We start from the raw sequence: 20,328 nt of genomic DNA, 5'->3' as shown, positions 1-20,328 counted from the left end.
CGGTTCGAGGCCGCCGGGACGCTCATAGGTCGGGGCAGTCGTCGGTCGCCGGTGCGCCGGCGAGACGGTCCTCGGTCCAGCTCAGCAGGTCCGGGATCAGCGGTGAATCGGCCGCGACCACACCCACGTGGTCCCGCCCGGGGTAGGTGCGGTACTGAAGGTGCTGACCCGCCGCGCACTGTTGCTGCACGTACGCGAGCTGGACCTGCGGCAGGACCAGCGCGTCGGCCGCACCCTGGGCGACGAACAGGGGCGCCTGGATCAGCCCGCGGGGGATGTTCTGGGTCAGCCGCTGTCCGAAGGCTCCATCCCCGGGCTCCCGGTCGAAGACCGGCTGGTCCAGCGGGAGTCCGGCGATCACCGAGACGAGCGCGGACTTGCCCAGGCATCGGGTGGCGGCCTGGGTCACCAGCGTGCGGGCGGACGCGCGGATGTAGTCGTCGATCTGCACATCCGGGTAGGTCTTGGTGTAGCCGTCGACGACGTAGGCGGCGAAGATCGACCCGCCCGGGACGGCGGACAGGTTGTCGACCAGCCCGACCAGGTCCGAGGCCGGGGCGAGCGCGGCGACCCCGATGACGTTGACGTCCGGGGCATAGGTCGGCGCCAACCCCCCGGTCCACAGCGCGGCGTGCCCGCCCTGCGAGTGCCCCCAGACCACGGTCCGGTCCTGCAGTTCCACGTCGCCGAGTTGCCGGGCGGCGCGGACGGCGTCCAGCACCGACCGGCCTTCCGGTTGCCCGATGAGGTACGGGTGTGGCGCGTCCACGCCGAGCCCGACGTAGTCGGCGGCCACCATCGCCCACCCGCGTTCGAGCACCTGATCCTGGACGAACATGGCGCCGCTGGTGAACGGGTCGGCCAGCAGCGAGGGGGCGCAGGTGATGTCGGTGCCGGTGGTGCCGTGCGCCCAGGCGATGACGGGTCGCGGCCCGGGCGGGGCGTCCTTGCCGACCATGACCAGGCCGCTGGCGACCGCCGGTTGCCCGTCGTCCCGGGTGGTCGTGTACAGGATGCGCCAGTCGTTGGCGTTCTCCGGAATCCCGTTCGTCATGGGTTCGCTGCTCAGCAGCACACCGGGCTCGGCCGGCACGGCCTCGGGGGCCGCATAGAAGTCGGTGACTGACGGGTTCGTCTGGATGATCCGGATACTCACCACGGCCAGGATGACGGCCAATGCGAGAGCCACCGCCGAGCCGATGACCCGGGCCCAGCGACGCCACCGACCCCGCCGGACCGGCGGTACGGACGTCTCGGTCGGCTCGGTGGTCGTCGTGGGGTCACCGGCGAACGCGGCACCGATCCGGCTGGCCCCGAGCAGCACCACCCGGGCCCCGAACACCACCGCGATCACCAATACCGTGATGTCCGGCCAGACCAGCGCCAGCACACCGAAAACGACACCGGCCAGACCGCCGATCACCGCGGCCAGCCGTTCGTCGGTGCTGCCCCGGATGCCCGAGACGACGTCGATGGCACCGGTCACGATCAGCGCACATCCGACGACGACGGTGAGCAGCCCGATGGTGATGCCCGGCCACGCCAGAACCAGCACGCCGGCCACGCACCAGCCGATTCCGGCCACGATCCGCAGCCACGGACGCGGCGCCGCGCCGGCCTCGACGAACTCGGACACCCCGCCGATCAGGGCGCCGATCCCGACGAGCAGGGCCAGCACGGACAGCGAGGTGAAGGGTCGCAGGATCAGCACGGCGCCCACTGCCACCGCGGCCACGCCCACCACCGCCGACAGCCACCGAGGCAGGGAGATGCCCCGTCGTTCGGGCCTCATCTCGCGTCACCGTCCTCGGTTGGTGCGGCCAGACTCCGGATCCCCACCAGGTCCAGGCCGAGGGCCTGTAGCCGGTCCAGCACGCCGTACAGCTCGGCCTGATCTCGCAGGGAACCGTGCAGCACGGTTTCCGCGGGCTCGAGCGCCGCCGCCATCGGCCCGATCGCGGCGACCGTCTCGGGCCGAAGATGGCCCCGGACCCGGATCTCATACTCCGTCGACATGTCGAGATGGTCCCGGGCCGGAGGGTGAGTTGAGGTCATCCTCCCGGGATGACTGATCGGTCAGCGGCCGGCGAACAGATTCTGCTCCCGGGCCACCCGGACGGCCTCCCGGCGCCCGTCGACCCCGAGCTTGCGGTAGATCGACCGCATATGCGTCTTGACCGTGTTCACCGACAGATACAGCCGGGCGGCGATGTCCTGGTTCGACATGATCCCCGGAAGGAGGCCGAGGATCTGAAGTTCCCGGGCGCTGAGCGGTTCGGTGAGTCGTGCGCTCGTCCGGACCGCGGGTGACCGGCCCTCGATCAACATGATCGCCCGTTCGGCCAGATCGCCGTGCCGGGTGCCGCCGCGGGTGTGCCGGTTCAGCAGCGGCAGGAGCGCCCGGTCGTGGGAGAGCAGCGGCCGGATCAGCTCGGCCGGTGCGGCCAGGTCAAGCGCCCGCTCGAGATGCTCGACCGCCGCGGCGGGCTCGTCGAGAGCATCCCGGGCCATTGCGGCCACCAGGTGCAGGTCCATCAGCACCGACGGGAACAGGAGTGGCCCGGCTCCGATCCGATCTTCGACGAGGGCGGCCGCGCCGCGCGGATCGCCGTCGTCGAGCAGCATCCGCGCCCGGGTCGCCACCACCAGCGCACCGGCGGGCCGCGCCCGATCCAGGACGGCTCTCGCCTCGGCGGGACCACCGAAGGCCCCGGCCAGGCGGGCCTGCCAGGCATGCAGAGCGTCGGTGACCATCTCGTCGACCGGGAAGGTGCCGATCTCCTCGATGGCCTCCCGAGCCAGGTCGTAGGCCTCACCGTGCCGGCCCTGGACCGACAACAGGATCAACCGGGGAAGCGCGGTCGCAGCGCGCATGGGACGGTCCTGCGGGCGGAAGGTGGCCGCCTCGGCCGTTCTGGTCAGTGCTTCCGCCTCGTCGAACCGGCATTGCAGGGTGGCGATCAGGGCAGCCATCATGGCGGCGGCACCGGCGGGCGACGTCCGCTCCCAGCCGTGCCTGTGGACGATGGCCAACGACTGTTCGGCGCGCCGCTGCGCCGCCCGCATGTCGCCGCACTTCGCCTCGGCGTGGGACAAGTGCGCCAGCGCCAGCATCCGCAGCCACGGAGACCGGGCGTCGTCGGCGGCCGCCAACGCGCTGCGCAGGTGCTCGCGGGCCTGGGCCGGCCGGCCGGTCCAGGATTCGGCGGTGCCGACATTGGTCAGCACCATGCTACGAAGTGCGGGGTCGATCTCGACGGCGTCCACTCCGGAGGCGGTCAGCGCCCGGGCCGCGGCCACCGATGCCGCCCCCGCGTCGCCGACGTACCGGGCGTACATCAATTCGACCAGGACGAGTCCGGTCGTGGTGACCGGGTCGTTGCTCGACCGACCCGCCACCACCTTCGCGCGGGCCAGGCGGTTGCGGGCCCGATCCCGGGATTCGGTTTCCAGGCTCACCACCGCCAGGGCCACCGCAAGCGGGAGCGAGTCGTCCACGACATGACTCGGAACCGCGTCCAGCAGTGGTGCCAAGGTGTGGATCTCGCCCCGTAGCAGCAGGTCGACCCAATGATCCGCGGCGATCGCCACGGCCAGATCCCAGTCGCGGGCCGCGACGGCATGCCGGGCGGCCCGTTCCGCATCGTCGTTGTCGTGGTACCAGCGAGCCGCTCGCCGGTGCAGATCCGTCTCCAGTTCCGGCGCGTAGAACCGCAACCGGGCCCGCAGCAGTTCCGCGAACAGGCTGTGGTACCGGAACCACCGCGACCTCGCATCGACCGGCGTGACCAGCACGCCGCCGGCCACCAGCGCCGCCAGCTGACGGTGCCCGTCGGTGCGGCCGGTCAACGCATTCGCCAGCCGGCCGTCGAGCACCTCGACCACCGATGTCCGGACCAGGAACTCCTGCACCTGCTCGGATTGCCTGGACAGCACCTCGGCCATCAGATAGTCGCTGACCAGCGCGTCCTCCCCGCCGAACTGATCGATCAGCCGCGCCGGTTCCGGGCTGGTCCGCAGGCTGATCGTGGCGAGCGTGACACCGGCCATCCATCCTTCGGTGCGCATCCACAACGCGGTCGTCGCCGGCGTCGGCAGGTCGACCCCACCGCCGCGGACGACCGCCATCGTCTCCTCCTGGGTGCAGGCCAGATCGGTGGCGCGAATCTCGGTGACCGCACCGGCCAACCGCAGCCGGCCCAGCCGCAGGCCCGGATCGTGCCGCGCGATGAACACCATCCGCAGCGCCGGCAGCGGGTAGGCCAGCAGCCGGTCCATCTCCCCGCACACCTGGGCGTCCAACTCGTGGAAGTCGTCCAGCACGACGTACACCGGGTCCACCAGATCGGCCAGTGCGGCGGTGATCTCGACCAGCAGCGCGCCGAAATCACGCTTGAGCCACGCATCGGGGGCCGGCAATCCGATCACCCCGGCGGCCCGCAGGGCTTGCACGAACCCAGGCCAGAACCGGTTCGACGAGCTGTCGATGGATTCCGGAGTGAACCAGCCGACCGGCGCGCCCACCGTGACCGTCCAGTCGGTCACCAGCACGGTCTTGCCGGACCCGGGCGGACCAACCACCAGCGTCAACGGGCCTTTGGTGCCCGCCTCGACCGCCCGAACCAGCCGATCCCGGTGCACCATGGCAGCCGGCAAACCGGGCGGTCGCAGCTTGGCGGCGGCCAGCTCATGGGAGATCCTCGTGCGAGCGGCCACCTGCTTCCCCTCCGGCATCGATCGACGGCGATGTGGTCGGCCGGACATATCATGGCATTTCGGACCGTCGCGGTCAGCCTGCCTCGACCGGTCAACCCCGTTCGTCGAAGGCGCGCAGGATGGCGTCGGCGGCGGCCGGCGCCGGCAGGGTGCCGGCCACCACCTCCGGCCGGATCCGGGCCGCGGTGTCCGCCACGACGGGCGACCGGCGCAGCCGCTGGTCCAGCTCGTCCCGCACCAGCGCCCAGGTCAGCTCCCACCGTTGCGCGGACCGTTTGTCGGCCAGGCCGTCCGGGCCCAGCGCCGTGCGATGCCGGTGCACCGCATCCCAGACGCCGTCGATGCCGTCCCCGGTCAGCCCGGAGCAGGTGAGCACCGGCACCGACCAGCCGGATGCCGCGGAGTGCGCGCCGCCGTGCACCGAATGCCGGCCGTGCACCAGCCGCAACGCCCCGGCGAGGTCCCGGGCCGCGGCCTTCGCCTCGACCACCCGGTCGCCGTCGGCCTTGTTGATGGCGATCACGTCGGCGATCTCCAGCACGCCCTTCTTGATGCCCTGCAGCTGGTCGCCGGAGCGGGCCAGGGCCAGCAGCAGGAAGGTGTCGACCATCCCGGCGACGGTGGTCTCGGACTGGCCGACACCGACGGTCTCGACCAGCACGACGTCGTACCCGGCGCCCTCCAGCAGGGTGATGGTCTGCGCGGTGGCCCGGGCCACCCCGCCCAGCGTGCCGGCGCTCGGCGAGGGCCGGATGTAGGCGAGCGGGTCGGCGGCCAGCCGTGGCATCCGGGTCTTGTCGCCGAGCACGGACCCGCCGGTGCGGATGCTGGAGGGATCGACGGCCAGCACCCCGACGCGCAGTCGGCGGCCGGTGAGCATCGTGCCCAGGGATTCGACGAAGGTGGACTTGCCCACCCCCGGCACCCCGGAGATGCCGACCCGGACGGCGTCGGCGGGATGCGCGGACAGGGTGGTGAGCAGCGAGCGGGCGACCTCGCGGTGGTCGTCCCGGGTCGACTCCACCAGGGTGATCGCCCGGGACAGCGCGGTGCGGGACCCCGTGGCGATCTCGCCGGCCAGCTGGTCCGGATCGATCGGCCGACGCGTGCTCAGCCCGGCACCTCCCAGGTGTGCACCGGCTCGTTGGAGTGCATGCCCTTGGAGTAGAGCTTGAGCATCTCGGTGAGGGCGGCGTCCCGGGACAGGCCGCCGCGCTCCAGCGCGGCGACGGTCTCGGCCTGCCACCAGGACCCGTTGCGCCGGGTGACGCAGCGGTCCCGCACGACCCCCAGGTAACGCTCCCGGACCTCGTCGTCGACGCCCCAGCGGGCCAGCCCCTCATGGGCCTTGGGCAGCAGGTCGCGCAGGATCAGCTCGTCCCAGGTGACCTGGCCGAAGCCGGGCCAGTAGAACACCGCGTCGGTGCCGAGCTGGGCGCCGGCGTCGAAATTGGCCTCCGCGGCGTCGAACGACATCTTGGTCCAGATCGGCCGGTCCTCGGTGGCCAGCACGGTCAGTGCCCCGTAGTAGAAGGCGGCGTTGGCCAGCACGTCGACGACGGTCGGCCCGGCCGGCAGGACCCGGTTCTCCACCCGCAGGTGCGGGCGCCCGTCGACCACGTCGTACACCGGCCGGTTCCAGCGGTAGACGGTGCCGTTGTGCAGCCGCATCTCCTGCAGCTTGGGCGCCTTCCCGGCGGCCAGCACCGCCTCCGGATCCTCGTCGGTGCACTCGGGCAGCAGCGCCGGGAAGTAGCGGACGTTCTCCTCGAACAGGTCGAAGATCGAGGTGATCCAGCGCTCCCCGAAGAACACCGGCGGCCGCACCCCCTGGTTGCGCAGCTCGGGTGATCGGGTATCGGTGGCCTGCAGGAACAGTTCGGTGCGGGTCTCGGCCCACAACCGCTTGCCGAACAGGAACGGCGAATTCGCGCCGAGCGCCAGCTGCGGCCCGGCCAGCACCTGGGCGGCGTTCCAGCAGGCCGCGAAGTCGGCGGGGGACACCTGCAGGTGCAGCTGGACCGACGTGCACGCCGACTCGGGCGCGATGGTGTCGGCGTACATCTTCAGGTGCTCGGCGCCGCGGATGTCCAGCTCGAGGTCTTCCCGGCGGGCCGCGAAGACGGCCTCGTCCAGCGCCTGGTACCGCGGGTTGGCACTCATCCACTCGGTCTCGAAGTGCTCGGTACGCAGCGTCGGCAGGATGCCGATCATGATGATCTCCGAGCCGGTGCGGTTGGCCCGTTCCTCGGCGTGATCCAGCGAGGCCCGCAGCTGCTGCTCCAACTCGGCCATCGAGGCCCCACCCAGCTCGCGCGGGGCGACGTTGAACTCGATGTTGTAACGGCCGAGCTCGGTCTGGAAGTCGGGGTCGGCGATCGCCTCGAGCACGCGGGCGTTGGCCATGTCCGGCTGCCAGTCACCGTCCACCAGGTTCAGCTCGATCTCCAGGCCGGTCATCGGCTGGCCGAAATCGAAGGCGTGCTCGACCAGCATCCGCTCGAACACGTCCAGGCACCGTCGGACCTTCGTCCGATAGGCATGCCGCTGCTCGCGGGTATAGGTCGTGGCCGCGATGTCGTCGCCCATGGGTCCTCCTGCGCTCGCGCCCGGCGGTGCGGCAAGCCAACCACATCGTTTCTCGTAAAGTACGTCGGGACCTGCACCCGAGGAAGGCGAGGCGAGCATCGACACCGACGACCTGTTGACGCGCCCGCCGTTCGTGCCGGCACCGGAACGGGTCGAGGACCTGGGCGCGGGCCTGGGCCCGCTCTGGCTCGACGACTACCTGCGCGCCGGGTTGCCCGATCTGGTCCGTCTCCGGCGGCAGGTCCATGCCCATCCCGAGCTGGGGCACCGCGAGTCGGCCACCACGGCGATGATCGTCCGGGCGCTGGACGCCGACGGCATCCCGGCCGCCGTGCTGCCGACCGGGACCGGGGTCATCGCCGAGATCGGTTCGGGGGAGCGGGTCGTCGGTCTGCGGGCGGACATCGACGCGCTGCCGATCCGCGAGGCGACCGGGCTACCGTTCTCCTCGACCCTGCCGGACGTCTGCCACGCCTGCGGGCACGACGTCCACCTCACGATCCTGATCGGTGCGGCGCTCGCCCTGCACCGGGCGGGCGACCTGCCGGGTCGGGTCCGGCTGATCTTCCAACCGGCCGAGGAGGTCTTCCCCGGCGGTTCCCACGACGTGATCGCGGCCGGCGGCCTGGACGGGCTGTCCCGGCTGTACGCGCTGCACTGCGACCCGCGCCTGCGGGTCGGGCTGGTCGGGCTGAAGGTCGGGCCGATCACCTCGACCTCGGACCAGATCGAGCTCCGGGTGCTCGGACCCGGCGGGCACACCTCGCGCCCCCACCTGACCACCGACCTGGTCTTCGCATTGGGCACGGTCATCACCCAACTGCCGGCCCTGCTGACCCGCAAACTCGACCCCCGCGCGGCCGCGGTGATGGTCTGGGGAGCGGTGCAGTCGGGCCAGGCGGCCAACGCGATCCCCCGGGAAGGGGTGCTGCGCGGCACGCTGCGGCTGATGGACCGGCGGGCCTGGGACTCCGCCGAGGGGCACGTCCGCGACATCATCGGTCAACTCCTCGGGCCGCTCGGCGCGCAGTACGAACTCGACTACCTGCGCGGCGTCCCGCCGGTGATGAACGAGGCTCTGTCCACCGAGCTGATGCGCACCGCCGCGCAGCGGGCGCTCGGCGCGGCGGCGGTCCGGGACGCGGAGCAGTCCACCGGGGCCGAGGACTTCGCGGTCTTCCTGGACAAGGTGCCGGGGTCGCTGGCCCGGCTGGGCGTGTGGGACGGGATCCAGCCGAAGGTCGACCTGCACTCGTCCCAGTTCGTCGCCGACGAGCGGGCGATTGCCGCCGGCGTCCGGCTGATGACCCACACCGCGCTGGCCGCCCTGCACCACTGACCGGCCCGGCGGCGCCCCGGTCAGCTCGACGAGCGGCGGGGCCGGTTCCGGATGCCGACGACGTACTCGGCGGGCGCGTCGGCCGCCTCGGCCGCGTCGGCGATCACCCCGAGGTAGCGGGCCGACGGCAATCCGCCCTCGTAGGCCTGCAGCGCGTACAGCCAGGCCAGCACGTCACCGTCGAGCGTGTGCACCCGGAGCCGGATCTTGCTGTACAGGCCCAGATCGGTGCCCTCCCAGGAATCCAGCGACTTCTCGTCGGTCTCGGCCATGTCGTACAGCACGACGAACACCGAGGACTCGGGGTCCTCGACCACGGTGGCCAGGGCGCCGTCCCACCCGATGTCCTCCCCGCCGAAGGTCAACCGCCAACCCGGCAGCCAGCCGGTGCCGGCGACGGGCGACGAGGGGCAGCGCTGGAGCATATGGGCGGGGTCCATGTTGGAGCCGTAGGCCGCGTACAAAGCCATGGGTGGAGAGCGTAGTGGTGTGGCGGGCGCCACCCGCACGGCGGAGCGGGCCCGCCCGGGGCCCGTTACGGTCGGGGGGCCGATCCAGGGGAGAAGGAGCAGCGGTGACCCGAATCGTGATCATGGGTGGCGGGCCGGGCGGGTACGAGGCCGCCCTGGTCGCGGTGCAGTACGGCGCCGACGTCACGTTGATCGAACGGGACGGCCTCGGCGGCGCCTGCGTCCTGTCGGACTGCGTGCCGTCCAAGACGTTCATCGCGTCCGCCGGCGGCCGGACCGCGGTGTTGGATGCCGCCAGCCTGGGGGTGACCGTCGACCCGGGCCAGGTCGGCATCGACGTCGCGACGGTGCACGGCCGGGTGGCCGGCCTCGCGCTGGCCCAGTCCGCGGATATCCGGGCCAAGCTGATCGCCGACGGGGTGCGCATCGTGGACGGCACGGCCCGGCTGGCCGACGCCGGCTCCGGGCTGGCCACCCACACGGTCGTCGCGACCGCACCGGGCGGCGCCGAGACCGACCATCCCGCCGACGTCGTCCTGGTCGCCACCGGGGCCAGCCCACGGGTGCTGCCCGAGGCCGTGCCGGACGGCGAACGCATCCTGACCTGGCGGCAGGTGTACTCGCTGGATGTGCTGCCGGAGCATCTGATCGTCATCGGGTCGGGGGTGACCGGCGCCGAGTTCGCCTCCGCCTACACCGAGATGGGGGTGATGGTCACGCTGGTGTCCAGCCGGGACCGGGTGCTGCCGTCCGAGGACGCCGACGCGGCGGCCGTCATCGAGCAGGTCTTCTCCGCCCGCGGCAGCGTGCTGGCCAAGCGGGCGCGGGCGAAGTCGGTGCGCAACACCGGGGGCGGCGTCGTCGTCACCCTGGAGGACGGGCGGGAGATCGCGGGCTCGCACGCGTTGCTGACGGTCGGGGCGGTGCCCAACACCCGCGGCATCGGGTTGGAGAAGGCCGGGATCCGGTTGAACCAGGGCGGGTTCATCGAGGTCGACCGGGTGTCCCGGACATCGGTCGCCGGCATCTACGCGGCCGGCGACTGCACCGGCGTCTTCATGCTCGCCTCGGTCGCGGCGATGCAGGGCCGGATCGCGATGTGGCACGTGCTCGGCGAGGGTGTGGCGCCCTTGCGGCTCAAGACCGTGTGCAGCAACGTGTTCACCCACCCGGAGATCGCGACGGTCGGTTACTCGGAGGTCGAGGCGGAGACCGGGCCGGCCCTGGCCCAGACCCAGATCATCCCGCTGGCGACCAATGCCCGGGCCAAGATGCTCGGGCTGGAGGAGGGCTTCGTCAAGATCGTCTCCCGCCGGCTCACCGGCATCGTGATCGGCGGGGTGGTGTGCGCCCCGTCGGCCTCCGAGCTGATCCTGCCGATCGCCGTCGCCGTCCAGAATCGGCTCACCGTCAAGGATCTGGCGTACACGTTCAGCGTGTACCCGTCCCTGTCGGGCTCGATCACCGAACTCGGCCGGCGACTCATGCACTCCGACACCGAAGGGATCTGACGCCGTCAGGCCCGGGCCAGCTCCGGGTACATCACACTGAGCGGCTCGCTGAGCCGGGCCTTGACGAACCGGCTGGTGTCGTCGGCCAGGACCTCGTGGCTGCCGGTCTCCAGTCCGTTGTAGACCTCCCGGACGACGTCCGCCGGGTCCTCCTTGTGCACGTCCAGGGCGGCGATCATCGGGGTGTCGGTGTACCCCAGGTGCACCCCGACCACCTGGGTGCCCTGCGCGGACAGTTCCAGCCGCAACGAGTTGGTGAGCGACCACAGCGCCGCCTTGGACGCGCTGTAGGCGCCGCCGCGGGCCAGCCAGGACAGTGCCGAATGGATGTCCACCAGCGCGCCGCCGCCGTTCCCGGCGAGCACCGGCGCAAACGCCTGGGCCACGGCCAGTGGCCCGAAGACGTTGGTCTCGAAGAGGTTCCGCACGTCGTCCAGGTCGGCGTCGAGCAGCGCGCCGGGCCCGGTGGTGCCGGCGTTGTTGATCACCACGGTGACGTCCGGGGCGGCCGCCGCGGCGGCGTCGACGGAATCCGGATCGGTGACGTCCAGCGGCAGGGTGGTCACCCGGGAGTCGTCCCAGGCGCGCGGCGCGCGAGCGGAGGCGTACACCTTGCGCGCGCCGCGCGCCAGGGCCTGCCGCACGAACTCGCGGCCCAGGCCGCCGTTCGCGCCGGTGATCAGGACGACGGCGCCGTCGAGTGTGGTCATGGGAGCTCCTCAGCTAGGTTGGCAATTCCAATCTAGCATCTGAATTGGAAAAGGCAATTCAGCCGGTAGAGTGATGGTCATGACGGCGACGACGGGACTGACAGCGGCCTGCCCCATCGCCCGCAGCCTGGCGGTGGTGGGCGAGAAATGGGCGCTGCTGATCGTCCGCGACGCCCTCGCCGGCGCCAGCCGGTTCGCCCAGTTCCGCACCTCGCTCGGCATCGCCCCGGACATGCTGGCCGATCGGCTGGGCAAGCTCGTCGAGCACGGCATCCTGGAACGGCGCAGCTACCGGGAGCCGGGCGAGCGGGCCCGGGAGGAGTACCTGGTCACCCCGGTGGGGCGGGAGCTCGCGCCGGCGCTCGCCGCGCTCGGCGGCTGGGGCCTGGCCCACCTGCCGGTCGCCGACTCCTCGCCGTTCCGGTTCGTCGATGCGGCGACGGGCGCGCCCGCCGTGGCCGGCTTCGTCGACGCCGCCGGGCGGCCGGTCCCGCTGGAGAGCGTGCGGCTCGAACGGATCGCCGGACCCGTGGTCACCGGGCCGGCCCGATGACGGGTTGCGCCCCGAACATCCTTGGGTAGCGTCGGGACCGGCACAACGACGAAGGGGTCGAGCTCCCATGACCGGTGACGGCATCTCCACCAGCGCGCGGCTCGGTCCGCAGGAGCGCGCGGCCAACTTCGACCGGCTCGGGGCCGAGACGTTCGACGTGGTGATCATCGGCGGGGGCGTGGTCGGGGCCGGGGCCGCGCTGGACGCGGCGACCCGGGGCCTGTCGGTCGCCCTGGTCGAGGCGCGGGACATCGCCTCCGGCACGTCCTCCCGGTCGTCCAAGCTGTTCCACGGCGGCCTGCGCTACCTGGAGATGTTCGAGTTCGGGCTGGTCAAGGAGGCGCTGGCGGAGCGCGAACTCATGCTCACCAAGATCTGCCCGCACCTGGCCAAGCCGGTCTCGTTCCTGTATCCGCTCTCCACGTCCGTGGTCGAGCGCCCGTACGTGGGCAGCGGGCTGATCCTCTACGACACGATGGGCGGCGCCCGGTCGGTGCCGCGGCACAAGCACCTGACCCGGGCCGGCGCACTGCGCCTGGTTCCGGCGCTGCGCCGGGACGCACTGGTCGGCGGCATCCGGTACTACGACGGGCAGGTCGACGACGCGCGGCACACCCTGTCCGTGGCCCGGACCGCGGCGAGCTACGGCGCCGTCATCCGCAACTCCACCCAGGTGATCGGCTTCGTCAAGGAGTCGGACCGGGTTGCCGGGGTGCGGGTGCGGGACGTGGAGACCGGCGCCGAGACCGAGGTCAAGGCGCGGGTGGTGATCAACGCGACCGGGGTCTGGACCGACGAGTTGCAGCGGCTGTCCGGCGGGCGCGGGCGGTTCAAGGTCCGGGCGTCCAAGGGCGTGCACCTGGTGGTGCCGCGGGACCGGATCTCGTCGGAGAGCGGCATCATCCTCAAGACCGAGAAGTCGGTGCTGTTCGTCATCCCGTGGAAGTCGCACTGGATCATCGGCACCACCGACACCGACTGGCACCTGGATCTGGCCCACCCGGCCGCCACCAAGGCCGACATCGACTACATCCTCGAACACGTCAACAAGGTGCTGGCGGTGCCGGTGACCCACGACGACATCGAGGGCGTCTACGCGGGGCTGCGGCCGTTGCTGGCCGGGGAGAGCGACCAGTCGTCCAAGCTGTCCCGCGAGCACGCCGTCGCCCGGGTGGCGCCGGGCCTGATCGCAATCGCCGGCGGCAAGTACACGACCTACCGGGTGATGGGCGCCGACGCCGTGGACGCGGCGGGCGAGGACCTGCCGGGACGGATCAACCCGTCCTGCACGGCGGACGTTCCGCTGGTCGGCGCCCTGGGCTACCAGGCACTGGTCAACCAGGCCGACCGGCTGGCCGCGCAGCACGGGGTGCACCCGTACCGCATCCGGCACCTGCTGGACCGGTACGGCTCGGAGATCCACGAGCTGCTCGCCCCGGCAGCCGGTTCGGACGGCGACAAGTCTTTGCTGCAGCCGATTCCCGGCGCGCCGGACTATCTCCAGGCGGAGGCGTTGTACGCGGTGACCCACGAGGGCGCGCTGCACGTCGAGGACGTTCTCGCCCGCCGCACCCGGATCTCCATCGAGTACGCGCACCGGGGCACCGAGTCGTCCCGGCGGGTCGCCGAGATCATGGCCGCCGTGCTCGGCTGGTCGGGCGCGCAGGTGGACGAGGAAGTGGCGGCCTACCAGGCGCGGGTCGACGCCGAACGCCGGTCGCAGACCGAGCCGGACGACGACGCCGCCGACAAGGCCCGGCTCGAGGCCCCGGAGGTGCGCGGCCGGCTGGCCTCCCCGGTCGCCTAGCCCGGCCGGCCCCCGCCGGCGGCGGTCCGCCCCGCCCCGGTCCGCCCGCCCCGGCTCCGCCCCGCCCGCCCCGGTCCGCCCCGCCCCGCCCCGCCTCCGCCCTTTGTCGCGCGGATCAACTTCGCCGGCGCGGATGAAGTCGTCGGCTTCAGTCCCACCGTTCACATTCGGTGCAACTTCATCCGCGCAGCGGTGCGAAGGCGCCAGATCCACATCAGCGGCGTTCTTCGGCGGGTGAGGTGGATGTCGGCCGGACGCCACCCGCCCCACAGCTGCCCGCCGTCCAACTGCCCGCCGCGCGCCCGCCCGCCCGGACGCGCAGCCGCCATGCAGCCGCCCGCCGCGCGCCCGCCCGCCCGGACGCGCAGCCGCCATGCAGCCGCCCGCCGCGCCGCCCCGGCCAGCCCCGCGCGGATGAAGTCGTCAACTTCTGTCCCGCTGTTCACATTCGGCGTCGTTTCGTCCGCGCAGGCGTAGTTGATCCGCGCGGGGAGGGTGGGTTGTCCACAGGCGGCGGGACCGGGGTTGACCGGCCGGGATGGGGCCGGGACGCTCGGCCGGTGCGCAGGCCCGGTCCGGAACCCAGGTGGCGCAGCGGCTTGCTCGACACCGCGGCCGACCTGGTGCTTCCGCGGCCCTGCCCGGGGTGCGGCCGCGCGGGGCCGTGGTGCGACAGCTGCGCGGCCACGCTGGCCGGTCCGCCGCGGCGGGTGCGGCCCCCCGACCAGCTCCCGGACGCCGACCGGCTGCCGCCCGTCTGGGCCCTGGCCCGATACTCCGGCCCGGTGCGGGCGGCGATCCTGGCCGGCAAGGAGAAGGGACGGCGCGAGCTGCCGACGATCCTCGGCGCACCGATGGGTGCGGCGATCCGGCAGCTGCACGCCTGGGGGTCGGTCCGCGAACCGGTCTGGCTGGTCCCGGCGCCGAGCCGGCCGTCGGCGGCGCGGCGCCGAGGCGGCGACCCGGTGCACGCCATGGCCATCGCGGCCGCCCGGACGGCCGCGACCGCCGGCCTGTCCACCGGGGTCGCGCCCTGCCTGGTCACCCGCGGGCGGGCGCGCGACTCGGTCGGCCTGGACGCGGCCCAACGGCAGCGCAATCTGGCCGGCCGGGTGCGGCTGCTCGAGCGCGCCGCCCCGCCGCCCGGGGCCGACGTGCTGCTGATCGACGACGTGCTCACCACCGGCGCCACGGCCGTCGCGGCGGCCCGGGTCCTCCGGGCGGCCGGTCACCCGGTGGCCGGCCTGCTTGCGCTGGCCGGAGTGCCCGGGCGGCCGGCCGCCCGGTGAGCGCTCGTCCGGGGACCGCACCCGATCGGGTGCCGGATGGAAACGGGACCTTTGCGCCTTGCGAAGCCGGGCCGGCCCTGTAGGTTTCAGGGTGTCCCGGGTGACGCCCCGGTGAACGCTCGGTGTGGTGCGGGAAGATCGTTTCGTGTGCGCGTGACCGGCCGGAAGCGAGGGTTCCGGCCAGACAGGAGGAATCGTGGACATCGTCGTCAAGGGCCGGAATGTGGAAGTTCCGGAACACTTTCGGGTTCACGTGGCCGAGAAGCTCGCCCGGTCCGAGCGGTACGACCCGAAGATCATCCGTGTCGACGTCGAGCTGTCCCACGAGACGAACCGGCGGCAGCACAAGACGTGCCAGCGCGTGCAGATCACCGTCGCCAGTCGGGGCCCGGCCGTCCGGGCCGAGGCGAGTGGGGAGAACTTCTACGCCGCCCTGGACGCCGCGGTGACCAAGGTGGAGACCCGCCTGCACAAGCTGCACGACCGGCGCCGCGACCGGCAGCACAGCCGCACGCCGATCGGCGCCGTGGCCGCCACCCCGGACGAGATCCTGGCCGGCGAGCCGTCGACGAACGGCTTCGCGCGCACGGCCGTCCTCGAGGACGAACGGGACGAACCGGCCGCCGAGGACCGCTGGGCCACCGAGGACGCCGGCCCCGGCCAGGTCGTCCGGATCAAGGACCATCCCGCCGAGCCGATCACCGTGGACACGGCGCTGCTGCAGATGGAGCTCGTCGGGCACGACTTCTACCTGTTCAACGACGCCGAGACGGGGGTCGCCTCCGTGGTGTACCGCCGCCGCGGCTTCGACTACGGCCTGTTGCGGCTGAAGTAGCGGTCCGACCGCGGACCCTCCCGGGCCGGTGCGCCTACCATGGTCACGGCCGGGTGGGCCCGGTCCCGGGTCGGCCGTGACCGATGGTTGGTCCCGGCCGGCGAGACCGTGAATTCGACCGAGGGTGAAACACGTGGTTCTTGGCAGACTGCTCCGGGTCGGCGAGGCGAAGACGCTCAAGCGTCTGCGCGTCATCGCCGACCACGTCAACGCCATCGAGGACGACTACGTCGCGATGTCCGATGACGAACTGCGTGGCCAGACCGCCGCGTTCAAGGAACGCCTGGAGAAGGGCGAGAGCACCGACGACCTGCTGGTCGAGGCGTTCGCGGTGGTGCGTGAGGCGGCCAAGCGGACGCTCGGACAGCGGCACTTCGATGTGCAGCTGATGGGCGGTGCCGCGCTGCACCTGGGCAACATCGCCGAGATGAAGACCGGCGAGGGCAAGACCCTGGTCTCCACCCTGCCGGTCTACCTCAACGCGCTCGAGGGCAACGGCGTCCATCTGGTCACTACGAACGACTACCTGGCCAAGCGCGACTCGGAGTGGATGGGCCGGGTGCACCGCTTCCTCGGCCTCGAGGTGGGCGTCATCCTGTCCCAGCAGACCCCGGAGGTGCGCCGGGCGGCCTACGCCGCCGACATCACCTACGGCACCAACAACGAGTTCGGCTTCGACTTCCTGCGCGACAACATGGCCTGGTCGAAGAACGATCTGGTGCAGCGCGGCCACCACTTCGCCGTCGTCGACGAGGTCGACTCCATCCTGATCGACGAGGCCCGCACGCCGCTGATCATCTCCGGCCCGGCCGACCAGTCGTCCAAGTGGTACACCGAGTTCGCCCGGCTGACGCCGCGCCTGCACCGGGACTCCGACTACGAGGTCGACGAGTCCAAGCGCACCGTCGGCGTCACCGAGGAGGGTGTGTCCAAGGTCGAACAGGCCCTGGGCATCGAGAACCTGTACGAGTCGGTGAACACGCCGCTCGTCGGGTTCCTCAACAACGCGCTCAAGGCCAAGGAGCTGTACAAGAAGGACCGCGACTACATCGTGGTCAACGGCGAGGTGCTGATCGTCGACGAGTTCACCGGCCGGGTGCTGCACGGTCGCCGCTACAACGAGGGAATGCACCAGGCGATCGAGGCCAAGGAACGGGTCGAGATCAAGGCCGAGAACCAGACCCTGGCCACCATCACCCTGCAGAACTACTTCCGGCTGTACGAGAAGCTGGCCGGGATGACCGGCACCGCGCAGACCGAGGCGGCCGAGCTGCACCAGACCTACAAGCTCGGTGTGGTGCCGATTCCACCGAACAAGCCGGTGCAGCGCCTCGACGAGGCCGACATGATCTACAAGACCGAACTGGCCAAGTTCGACGCGGTCGTGACGGACATTGCCGAGCGGCACGAGAACGGGCAGCCGGTGCTGGTCGGCACGGCGTCGGTGGAGAAGTCCGAGCTGCTGAGCAAGTTGCTGCTGCGGGCCGGCATCCCGCACGAGGTGCTGAACGCCAAGAATCACGCCCGGGAGGCGGCGATCATCGCGCAGGCCGGCCGGTCGGGCGCGGTCACCGTGGCCACCAACATGGCCGGCCGCGGCACCGACATCGTCCTCGGCGGCAACGTCGACTTCACCGCCGACCTGGACCTGCGGGCCAAGGGGCTGAGCCCGACCGAGACGCCGGAGGAGTACGAGGCGGGCTGGGCCGTCGCGGTCGAGGAGGCCACCAAGCGGACCAAGGCCGAGGCCGAGAAGGTGCGCGAGGCGGGTGGTCTGTACGTGCTGGGCACCGAGCGGCACGAGTCCCGGCGCATCGACAACCAGTTGCGCGGCCGGTCCGGCCGGCAGGGCGACCCCGGTGAGTCGCGCTTCTACCTCTCGCTCGGTGACGACCTGATGCGGCGGGTCGGCGGCGGCACCGTCGAGGCATTGATGACGCGCCTGCGGATGCCCGACGACGTGCCGATCGAGCACAACTTCGTCTCGAAGGCGATCAAGAGTGCGCAGACCCAGGTCGAACAGCAGAACTTCGAGATCCGCAAGAACGTGCTGAAGTACGACGAGGTGATGAACAAGCAGCGCACCGTCATCTACGAAGAGCGGCGCCGCGTGCTCGACGGCGAGGATCTGCACGAGCAGGTGCAGCACATGATCACCGACGTGATCACCGCCTACGTCGACGGCGCGACCCGGCAGGGTTACGCCGAGGATTGGGACACCGACACCCTGTGGGGCGCGCTGAAGACGCTCTACCCGATCTCGGTCACCCCCGAGTCGATCGCCAAGGAGCACGGCGATCTGACCAAGGACTCGCTCCGGGAGGCCATCCTCACCGATGCCCGCGCGGCCTGGGCCAAGCGGGAGGAGACGCTGACCTCCCCGATCACCCGCGAGCTGGAACGTCGCGTCGTGCTGTCGGTGCTCGACCGGAAGTGGCGCGAGCACCTCTACGAGATGGACTACCTGAAGGAGGGCATCGGCCTGCGGGCGATGGCGCAGCGTGACCCGCTGGTGGAGTACCAGCGCGAAGGCTTCGACATGTTCGCCGCCATGCTCGATTCGCTGAAGGAGGAGTCGGTCGGATTCCTCTACAACCTGCAGGTTCAGGTCGTCCCGGCCGATCAGCCGCAGCAGCCGGCACCGGCCACCCCGGTGATCACGAGCACGTCGGCGGCGGCGACCGCGCTGGCCGCGGGCGGCAACGGGGCGTCCGCGGCGGCCGACGGCGCCGTGCCGGCCGGCAACGGCAACGGCACCGCGCCGGCCGGCAAGCCCGTGCGACGCCGGATGCGCCCGGTCGAGGCACTCCCCACGGATCAGGGCGCCCCGGCGGCTCCGCCGACCGCGACGCCGTCCGCGTTGGGCGGGAAGGGGCTGGGCGGCCCCCCGCCGGTCACTCCGCTGACCTACAGCGGCCCGGCCGACGACGGCGGCACCGAGACCCGGCGCACCGGCGGGGGGGCCGGCGGCAAGGCGGGCGCCGCCACCGCGACGGGGAACAAGCCGTCCCGGAACGCTCCCTGCCCGTGCGGGTCGGGCAAGAAGTACAAGCTGTGCCACGGGCGGCCCGGAAGTGAATGAAGGCCGCTCGCGCGTCGTCATGCGATCGTCACCGACCCGGTGGATGCTGATTCCATGACCGCGGCCGACGATGCGACCGAACGCAGCCACCAGGGCATCGACGAGTGGGCGCGACACGGCGTCGAGGAGTACGAGGAACGTGACGCGGCGGAGCGGGCCGAGCTGGGTGATGAGCCCGGGCCCGACCGGGTGAGCTGATCGATCGGCGGGATGGGGATGTCCACCGGCACCACCGACCCGTTGGCGTCGCTGCACGACGGTGTCGACCCCGATGACCCGCAGGATCTGGCGGCGCTGCGCCCGTATGTGGTGAACCTGACCCGTGGGCTGCTGTCCACTGATGGGGTCATGCAGACGCCGATCGAGGACGTCGACGCCATCTTCGACGAGCACCTGCCGCGGTTCATCGCCGACCGTGCGGCGCAAGGGTGGGACGGGCCGGTACCGGTGGTGTTCTGGGCCCACGGCGGGATCGTGTCCGAGAGTGCCGGCCTGCGGATCGCCGGCCAGCAGGTGCCCTGGTGGCGGGACAACGGCTGCTACCCGATCCATTTCGTGTGGGAGACCGGGCTCTCCGACACCTTGTTGAGCGTCGCGAGTCTCATCCGGTCGATGCAGCCGACCGGTGGCCGGGGGGCGCCGTGGTGGTCGGTGAAGGTCAGCGCCCAGGTGGCGTCCCGGCCCGGCGGTGGGGCCTATGCGGTCGCGCAGCGCCTGGTCCGGTTCTGCGCGGAGAATCCCGGGCGGATCACGGTGCACGCCGCGGGCCATTCGGCGGGGGCGATCTTCCACTCGCGCTTCGTGCCCGCCGTCGTCGCGCTCGGCGGATCCAGCGGCCCGACCTTCGGCACGCTGCAGCTGCTCGCGCCTGCGCTGCGGGTGGATGACTTCTCCTCGACCCTGCTGCCGCTGGTCGGGGCCGGCGTCGACTCGTTGGTGCTGTACACGATGACCGACGCCGCGGAACAGGCCGACTCGTGTTTCCGGGTGTACCGGCGGTCGCTGCTCTACCTGGTCAGCGAGCTGTTCGAGGACCCGACCGACAGTCCGCTGCTCGGGATGGAGGTCGCGATCCGGGCCAGCCGGGAACTGCTGGCCACCTTCGGTCTGGACCCGGCCGAACAACGGGCGGCGGAGGTCGTCTGGTCGCCGACGCCCCCGGACGCGCCCCCGGGGCGGCGCAGCATGGCGGTCAGCCACGGCGGGTTCGACAACGACGTCGACACCATGAACAGCGTGGCCGGTCGGATCCTGGGCCGGGCCGTCGCGACCGGCTTCCCACCCGGTCGGGCGTCAGCCAGCCGGCTGCTGCTGCCGCGCGACGACTCCTGGACGCCCTGACCTTCGGGTGCGCGCGCTGAGGGGTGCGGGTGCCGGGGGGCGCCGGGTTCGTGTCAGGGCCGCCGAGGTGGGCGGCTGCGCTCGTG

The 20,328-nt window shown here is 71.9% G+C and carries 16 protein-coding genes; 9 read left to right on the top strand and 7 right to left on the bottom strand.

All coding sequences use genetic code 11. From position 1 onward, the window contains the following. Positions 1-22: 22 nt before the first annotated feature. From ACILSK_RS00855 to ACILSK_RS00835, 5 genes are all read right to left on the bottom strand, one after another. On the bottom strand, positions 23-1,792 hold the full coding sequence (locus tag ACILSK_RS00855; RefSeq protein WP_395725215.1) for a lipase family protein: 1,770 nt from the start codon (positions 1,790-1,792) through the stop codon (positions 23-25). Next, positions 1,789-2,016: a hypothetical protein gene (locus ACILSK_RS00850; RefSeq protein WP_395725214.1), complete on the bottom strand. Its 228-nt coding sequence runs from the start codon at positions 2,014-2,016 to the stop codon at positions 1,789-1,791. Before ACILSK_RS00850 ends, ACILSK_RS00855 begins: the two co-directional genes overlap by 4 nt. A gap of 60 nt (positions 2,017-2,076) precedes the next feature. Beyond that, positions 2,077-4,716 carry a LuxR C-terminal-related transcriptional regulator gene (locus tag ACILSK_RS00845; RefSeq protein WP_395725213.1) on the bottom strand — a complete coding sequence of 880 codons (2,640 nt, stop codon included), beginning with the start codon at positions 4,714-4,716 and terminating at the stop codon, positions 2,077-2,079. 91 nt (positions 4,717-4,807) lie between these two features. Further along, positions 4,808-5,830, bottom strand: a complete 1,023-nt coding sequence (gene meaB / locus ACILSK_RS00840; protein WP_395725475.1) for a methylmalonyl Co-A mutase-associated GTPase MeaB — start codon at positions 5,828-5,830, stop codon at positions 4,808-4,810. Beyond that, complete coding sequence (locus ACILSK_RS00835; RefSeq protein ID WP_395725212.1) at positions 5,827-7,305, bottom strand: glutamate-cysteine ligase family protein; 1,479 nt, start codon at positions 7,303-7,305, stop codon at positions 5,827-5,829. The genes meaB and ACILSK_RS00835 overlap by 4 nt, the downstream gene beginning before the upstream one ends. Before the next feature lie 115 nt (positions 7,306-7,420). On the opposite strand from ACILSK_RS00835, the gene ACILSK_RS00830 reads away from it, so the two are divergent. Beyond that, positions 7,421-8,644 carry an amidohydrolase gene (locus ACILSK_RS00830; RefSeq protein WP_395725211.1) on the top strand — a complete coding sequence of 408 codons (1,224 nt, stop codon included), beginning with the start codon at positions 7,421-7,423 and terminating at the stop codon, positions 8,642-8,644. 20 nt (positions 8,645-8,664) lie between these two features. Here the strand turns inward: ACILSK_RS00830 and ACILSK_RS00825 are convergent, their stop codons facing one another. Continuing rightward, the gene (locus tag ACILSK_RS00825; RefSeq protein ID WP_395725210.1) at positions 8,665-9,114 is read right to left on the bottom strand and encodes a gamma-glutamylcyclotransferase family protein; all 450 of its coding nucleotides are present in this window, start codon (positions 9,112-9,114) and stop codon (positions 8,665-8,667) included. Positions 9,115-9,218: 104 nt separating this feature from the next. Here ACILSK_RS00825 and ACILSK_RS00820 point away from each other — a divergent pair, with 104 nt between their 5' ends. Beyond that, complete coding sequence (locus ACILSK_RS00820) at positions 9,219-10,625, top strand: NAD(P)H-quinone dehydrogenase (protein ID WP_395725209.1); 1,407 nt, start codon at positions 9,219-9,221, stop codon at positions 10,623-10,625. A gap of 5 nt (positions 10,626-10,630) precedes the next feature. On the opposite strand, the gene ACILSK_RS00815 is transcribed toward ACILSK_RS00820, so the two are convergent. Further along, entirely contained in the window at positions 10,631-11,335 is a 705-nt protein-coding gene (locus ACILSK_RS00815) for an SDR family oxidoreductase (protein WP_395725208.1), read from the bottom strand. A 79-nt stretch (positions 11,336-11,414) separates the two neighbouring features. Here ACILSK_RS00815 and ACILSK_RS00810 point away from each other — a divergent pair, with 79 nt between their 5' ends. The 7 genes from ACILSK_RS00810 (at position 11,415) to ACILSK_RS00780 (ending at position 20,242) form a co-directional block, all read left to right on the top strand. Beyond that, positions 11,415-11,888 carry a winged helix-turn-helix transcriptional regulator gene (locus ACILSK_RS00810; RefSeq protein WP_395725207.1) on the top strand — a complete coding sequence of 158 codons (474 nt, stop codon included), beginning with the start codon at positions 11,415-11,417 and terminating at the stop codon, positions 11,886-11,888. A 67-nt stretch (positions 11,889-11,955) separates the two neighbouring features. Next, positions 11,956-13,695: a glycerol-3-phosphate dehydrogenase/oxidase gene (locus ACILSK_RS00805; protein WP_395725206.1), complete on the top strand. Its 1,740-nt coding sequence runs from the start codon at positions 11,956-11,958 to the stop codon at positions 13,693-13,695. Positions 13,696-14,294: 599 nt separating this feature from the next. Further along, positions 14,295-14,984, top strand: a complete 690-nt coding sequence (locus ACILSK_RS00800) for a ComF family protein (protein ID WP_395725205.1) — start codon at positions 14,295-14,297, stop codon at positions 14,982-14,984. Between the two features lie 196 nt (positions 14,985-15,180). Next, complete coding sequence (hpf, locus tag ACILSK_RS00795; protein WP_395725204.1) at positions 15,181-15,819, top strand: ribosome hibernation-promoting factor, HPF/YfiA family; 639 nt, start codon at positions 15,181-15,183, stop codon at positions 15,817-15,819. 133 nt (positions 15,820-15,952) lie between these two features. Further along, positions 15,953-18,901, top strand: coding sequence for a preprotein translocase subunit SecA (gene secA, locus ACILSK_RS00790; RefSeq protein WP_395725203.1), 2,949 nt, complete (start codon positions 15,953-15,955; stop codon positions 18,899-18,901). Positions 18,902-18,955: 54 nt separating this feature from the next. Beyond that, the gene (locus ACILSK_RS00785) at positions 18,956-19,099 is read left to right on the top strand and encodes a hypothetical protein (RefSeq protein WP_395725202.1); all 144 of its coding nucleotides are present in this window, start codon (positions 18,956-18,958) and stop codon (positions 19,097-19,099) included. A gap of 18 nt (positions 19,100-19,117) precedes the next feature. Continuing rightward, entirely contained in the window at positions 19,118-20,242 is a 1,125-nt protein-coding gene (locus tag ACILSK_RS00780; RefSeq protein ID WP_395725201.1) for a hypothetical protein, read from the top strand. Positions 20,243-20,328: the final 86 nt, after the last annotated feature.

Origin of the sequence: Nakamurella sp. (assembly GCF_044224575.1) — a bacterium.
In the GTDB taxonomy this organism is placed as follows: Bacteria; Actinomycetota; Actinomycetes; order Mycobacteriales; family Nakamurellaceae; genus Nakamurella.
The sequence above is the reverse complement of the archived record's forward strand: the minus strand, read 5'-3'. Positions and strand labels throughout refer to the sequence as shown.

Coding starts and splice junctions, on each gene's coding strand:
- ACILSK_RS00855 (WP_395725215.1), bottom strand. CDS start 1,792: ATGAGGCCCGAACGACGGGGCATCTCCCTGCCTCGGTGGCTGTCGGCG.
- ACILSK_RS00850 (WP_395725214.1), bottom strand. CDS start 2,016: ATGTCGACGGAGTATGAGATCCGGGTCCGGGGCCATCTTCGGCCCGAG.
- ACILSK_RS00835 (WP_395725212.1), bottom strand. CDS start 7,305: ATGGGCGACGACATCGCGGCCACGACCTATACCCGCGAGCAGCGGCAT.
- ACILSK_RS00825 (WP_395725210.1), bottom strand. CDS start 9,114: ATGGCTTTGTACGCGGCCTACGGCTCCAACATGGACCCCGCCCATATG.
- ACILSK_RS00815 (WP_395725208.1), bottom strand. CDS start 11,335: ATGACCACACTCGACGGCGCCGTCGTCCTGATCACCGGCGCGAACGGC.
- ACILSK_RS00810 (WP_395725207.1), top strand. CDS start 11,415: ATGACGGCGACGACGGGACTGACAGCGGCCTGCCCCATCGCCCGCAGC.
- ACILSK_RS00805 (WP_395725206.1), top strand. CDS start 11,956: ATGACCGGTGACGGCATCTCCACCAGCGCGCGGCTCGGTCCGCAGGAG.
- ACILSK_RS00785 (WP_395725202.1), top strand. CDS start 18,956: ATGACCGCGGCCGACGATGCGACCGAACGCAGCCACCAGGGCATCGAC.
- ACILSK_RS00780 (WP_395725201.1), top strand. CDS start 19,118: ATGTCCACCGGCACCACCGACCCGTTGGCGTCGCTGCACGACGGTGTC.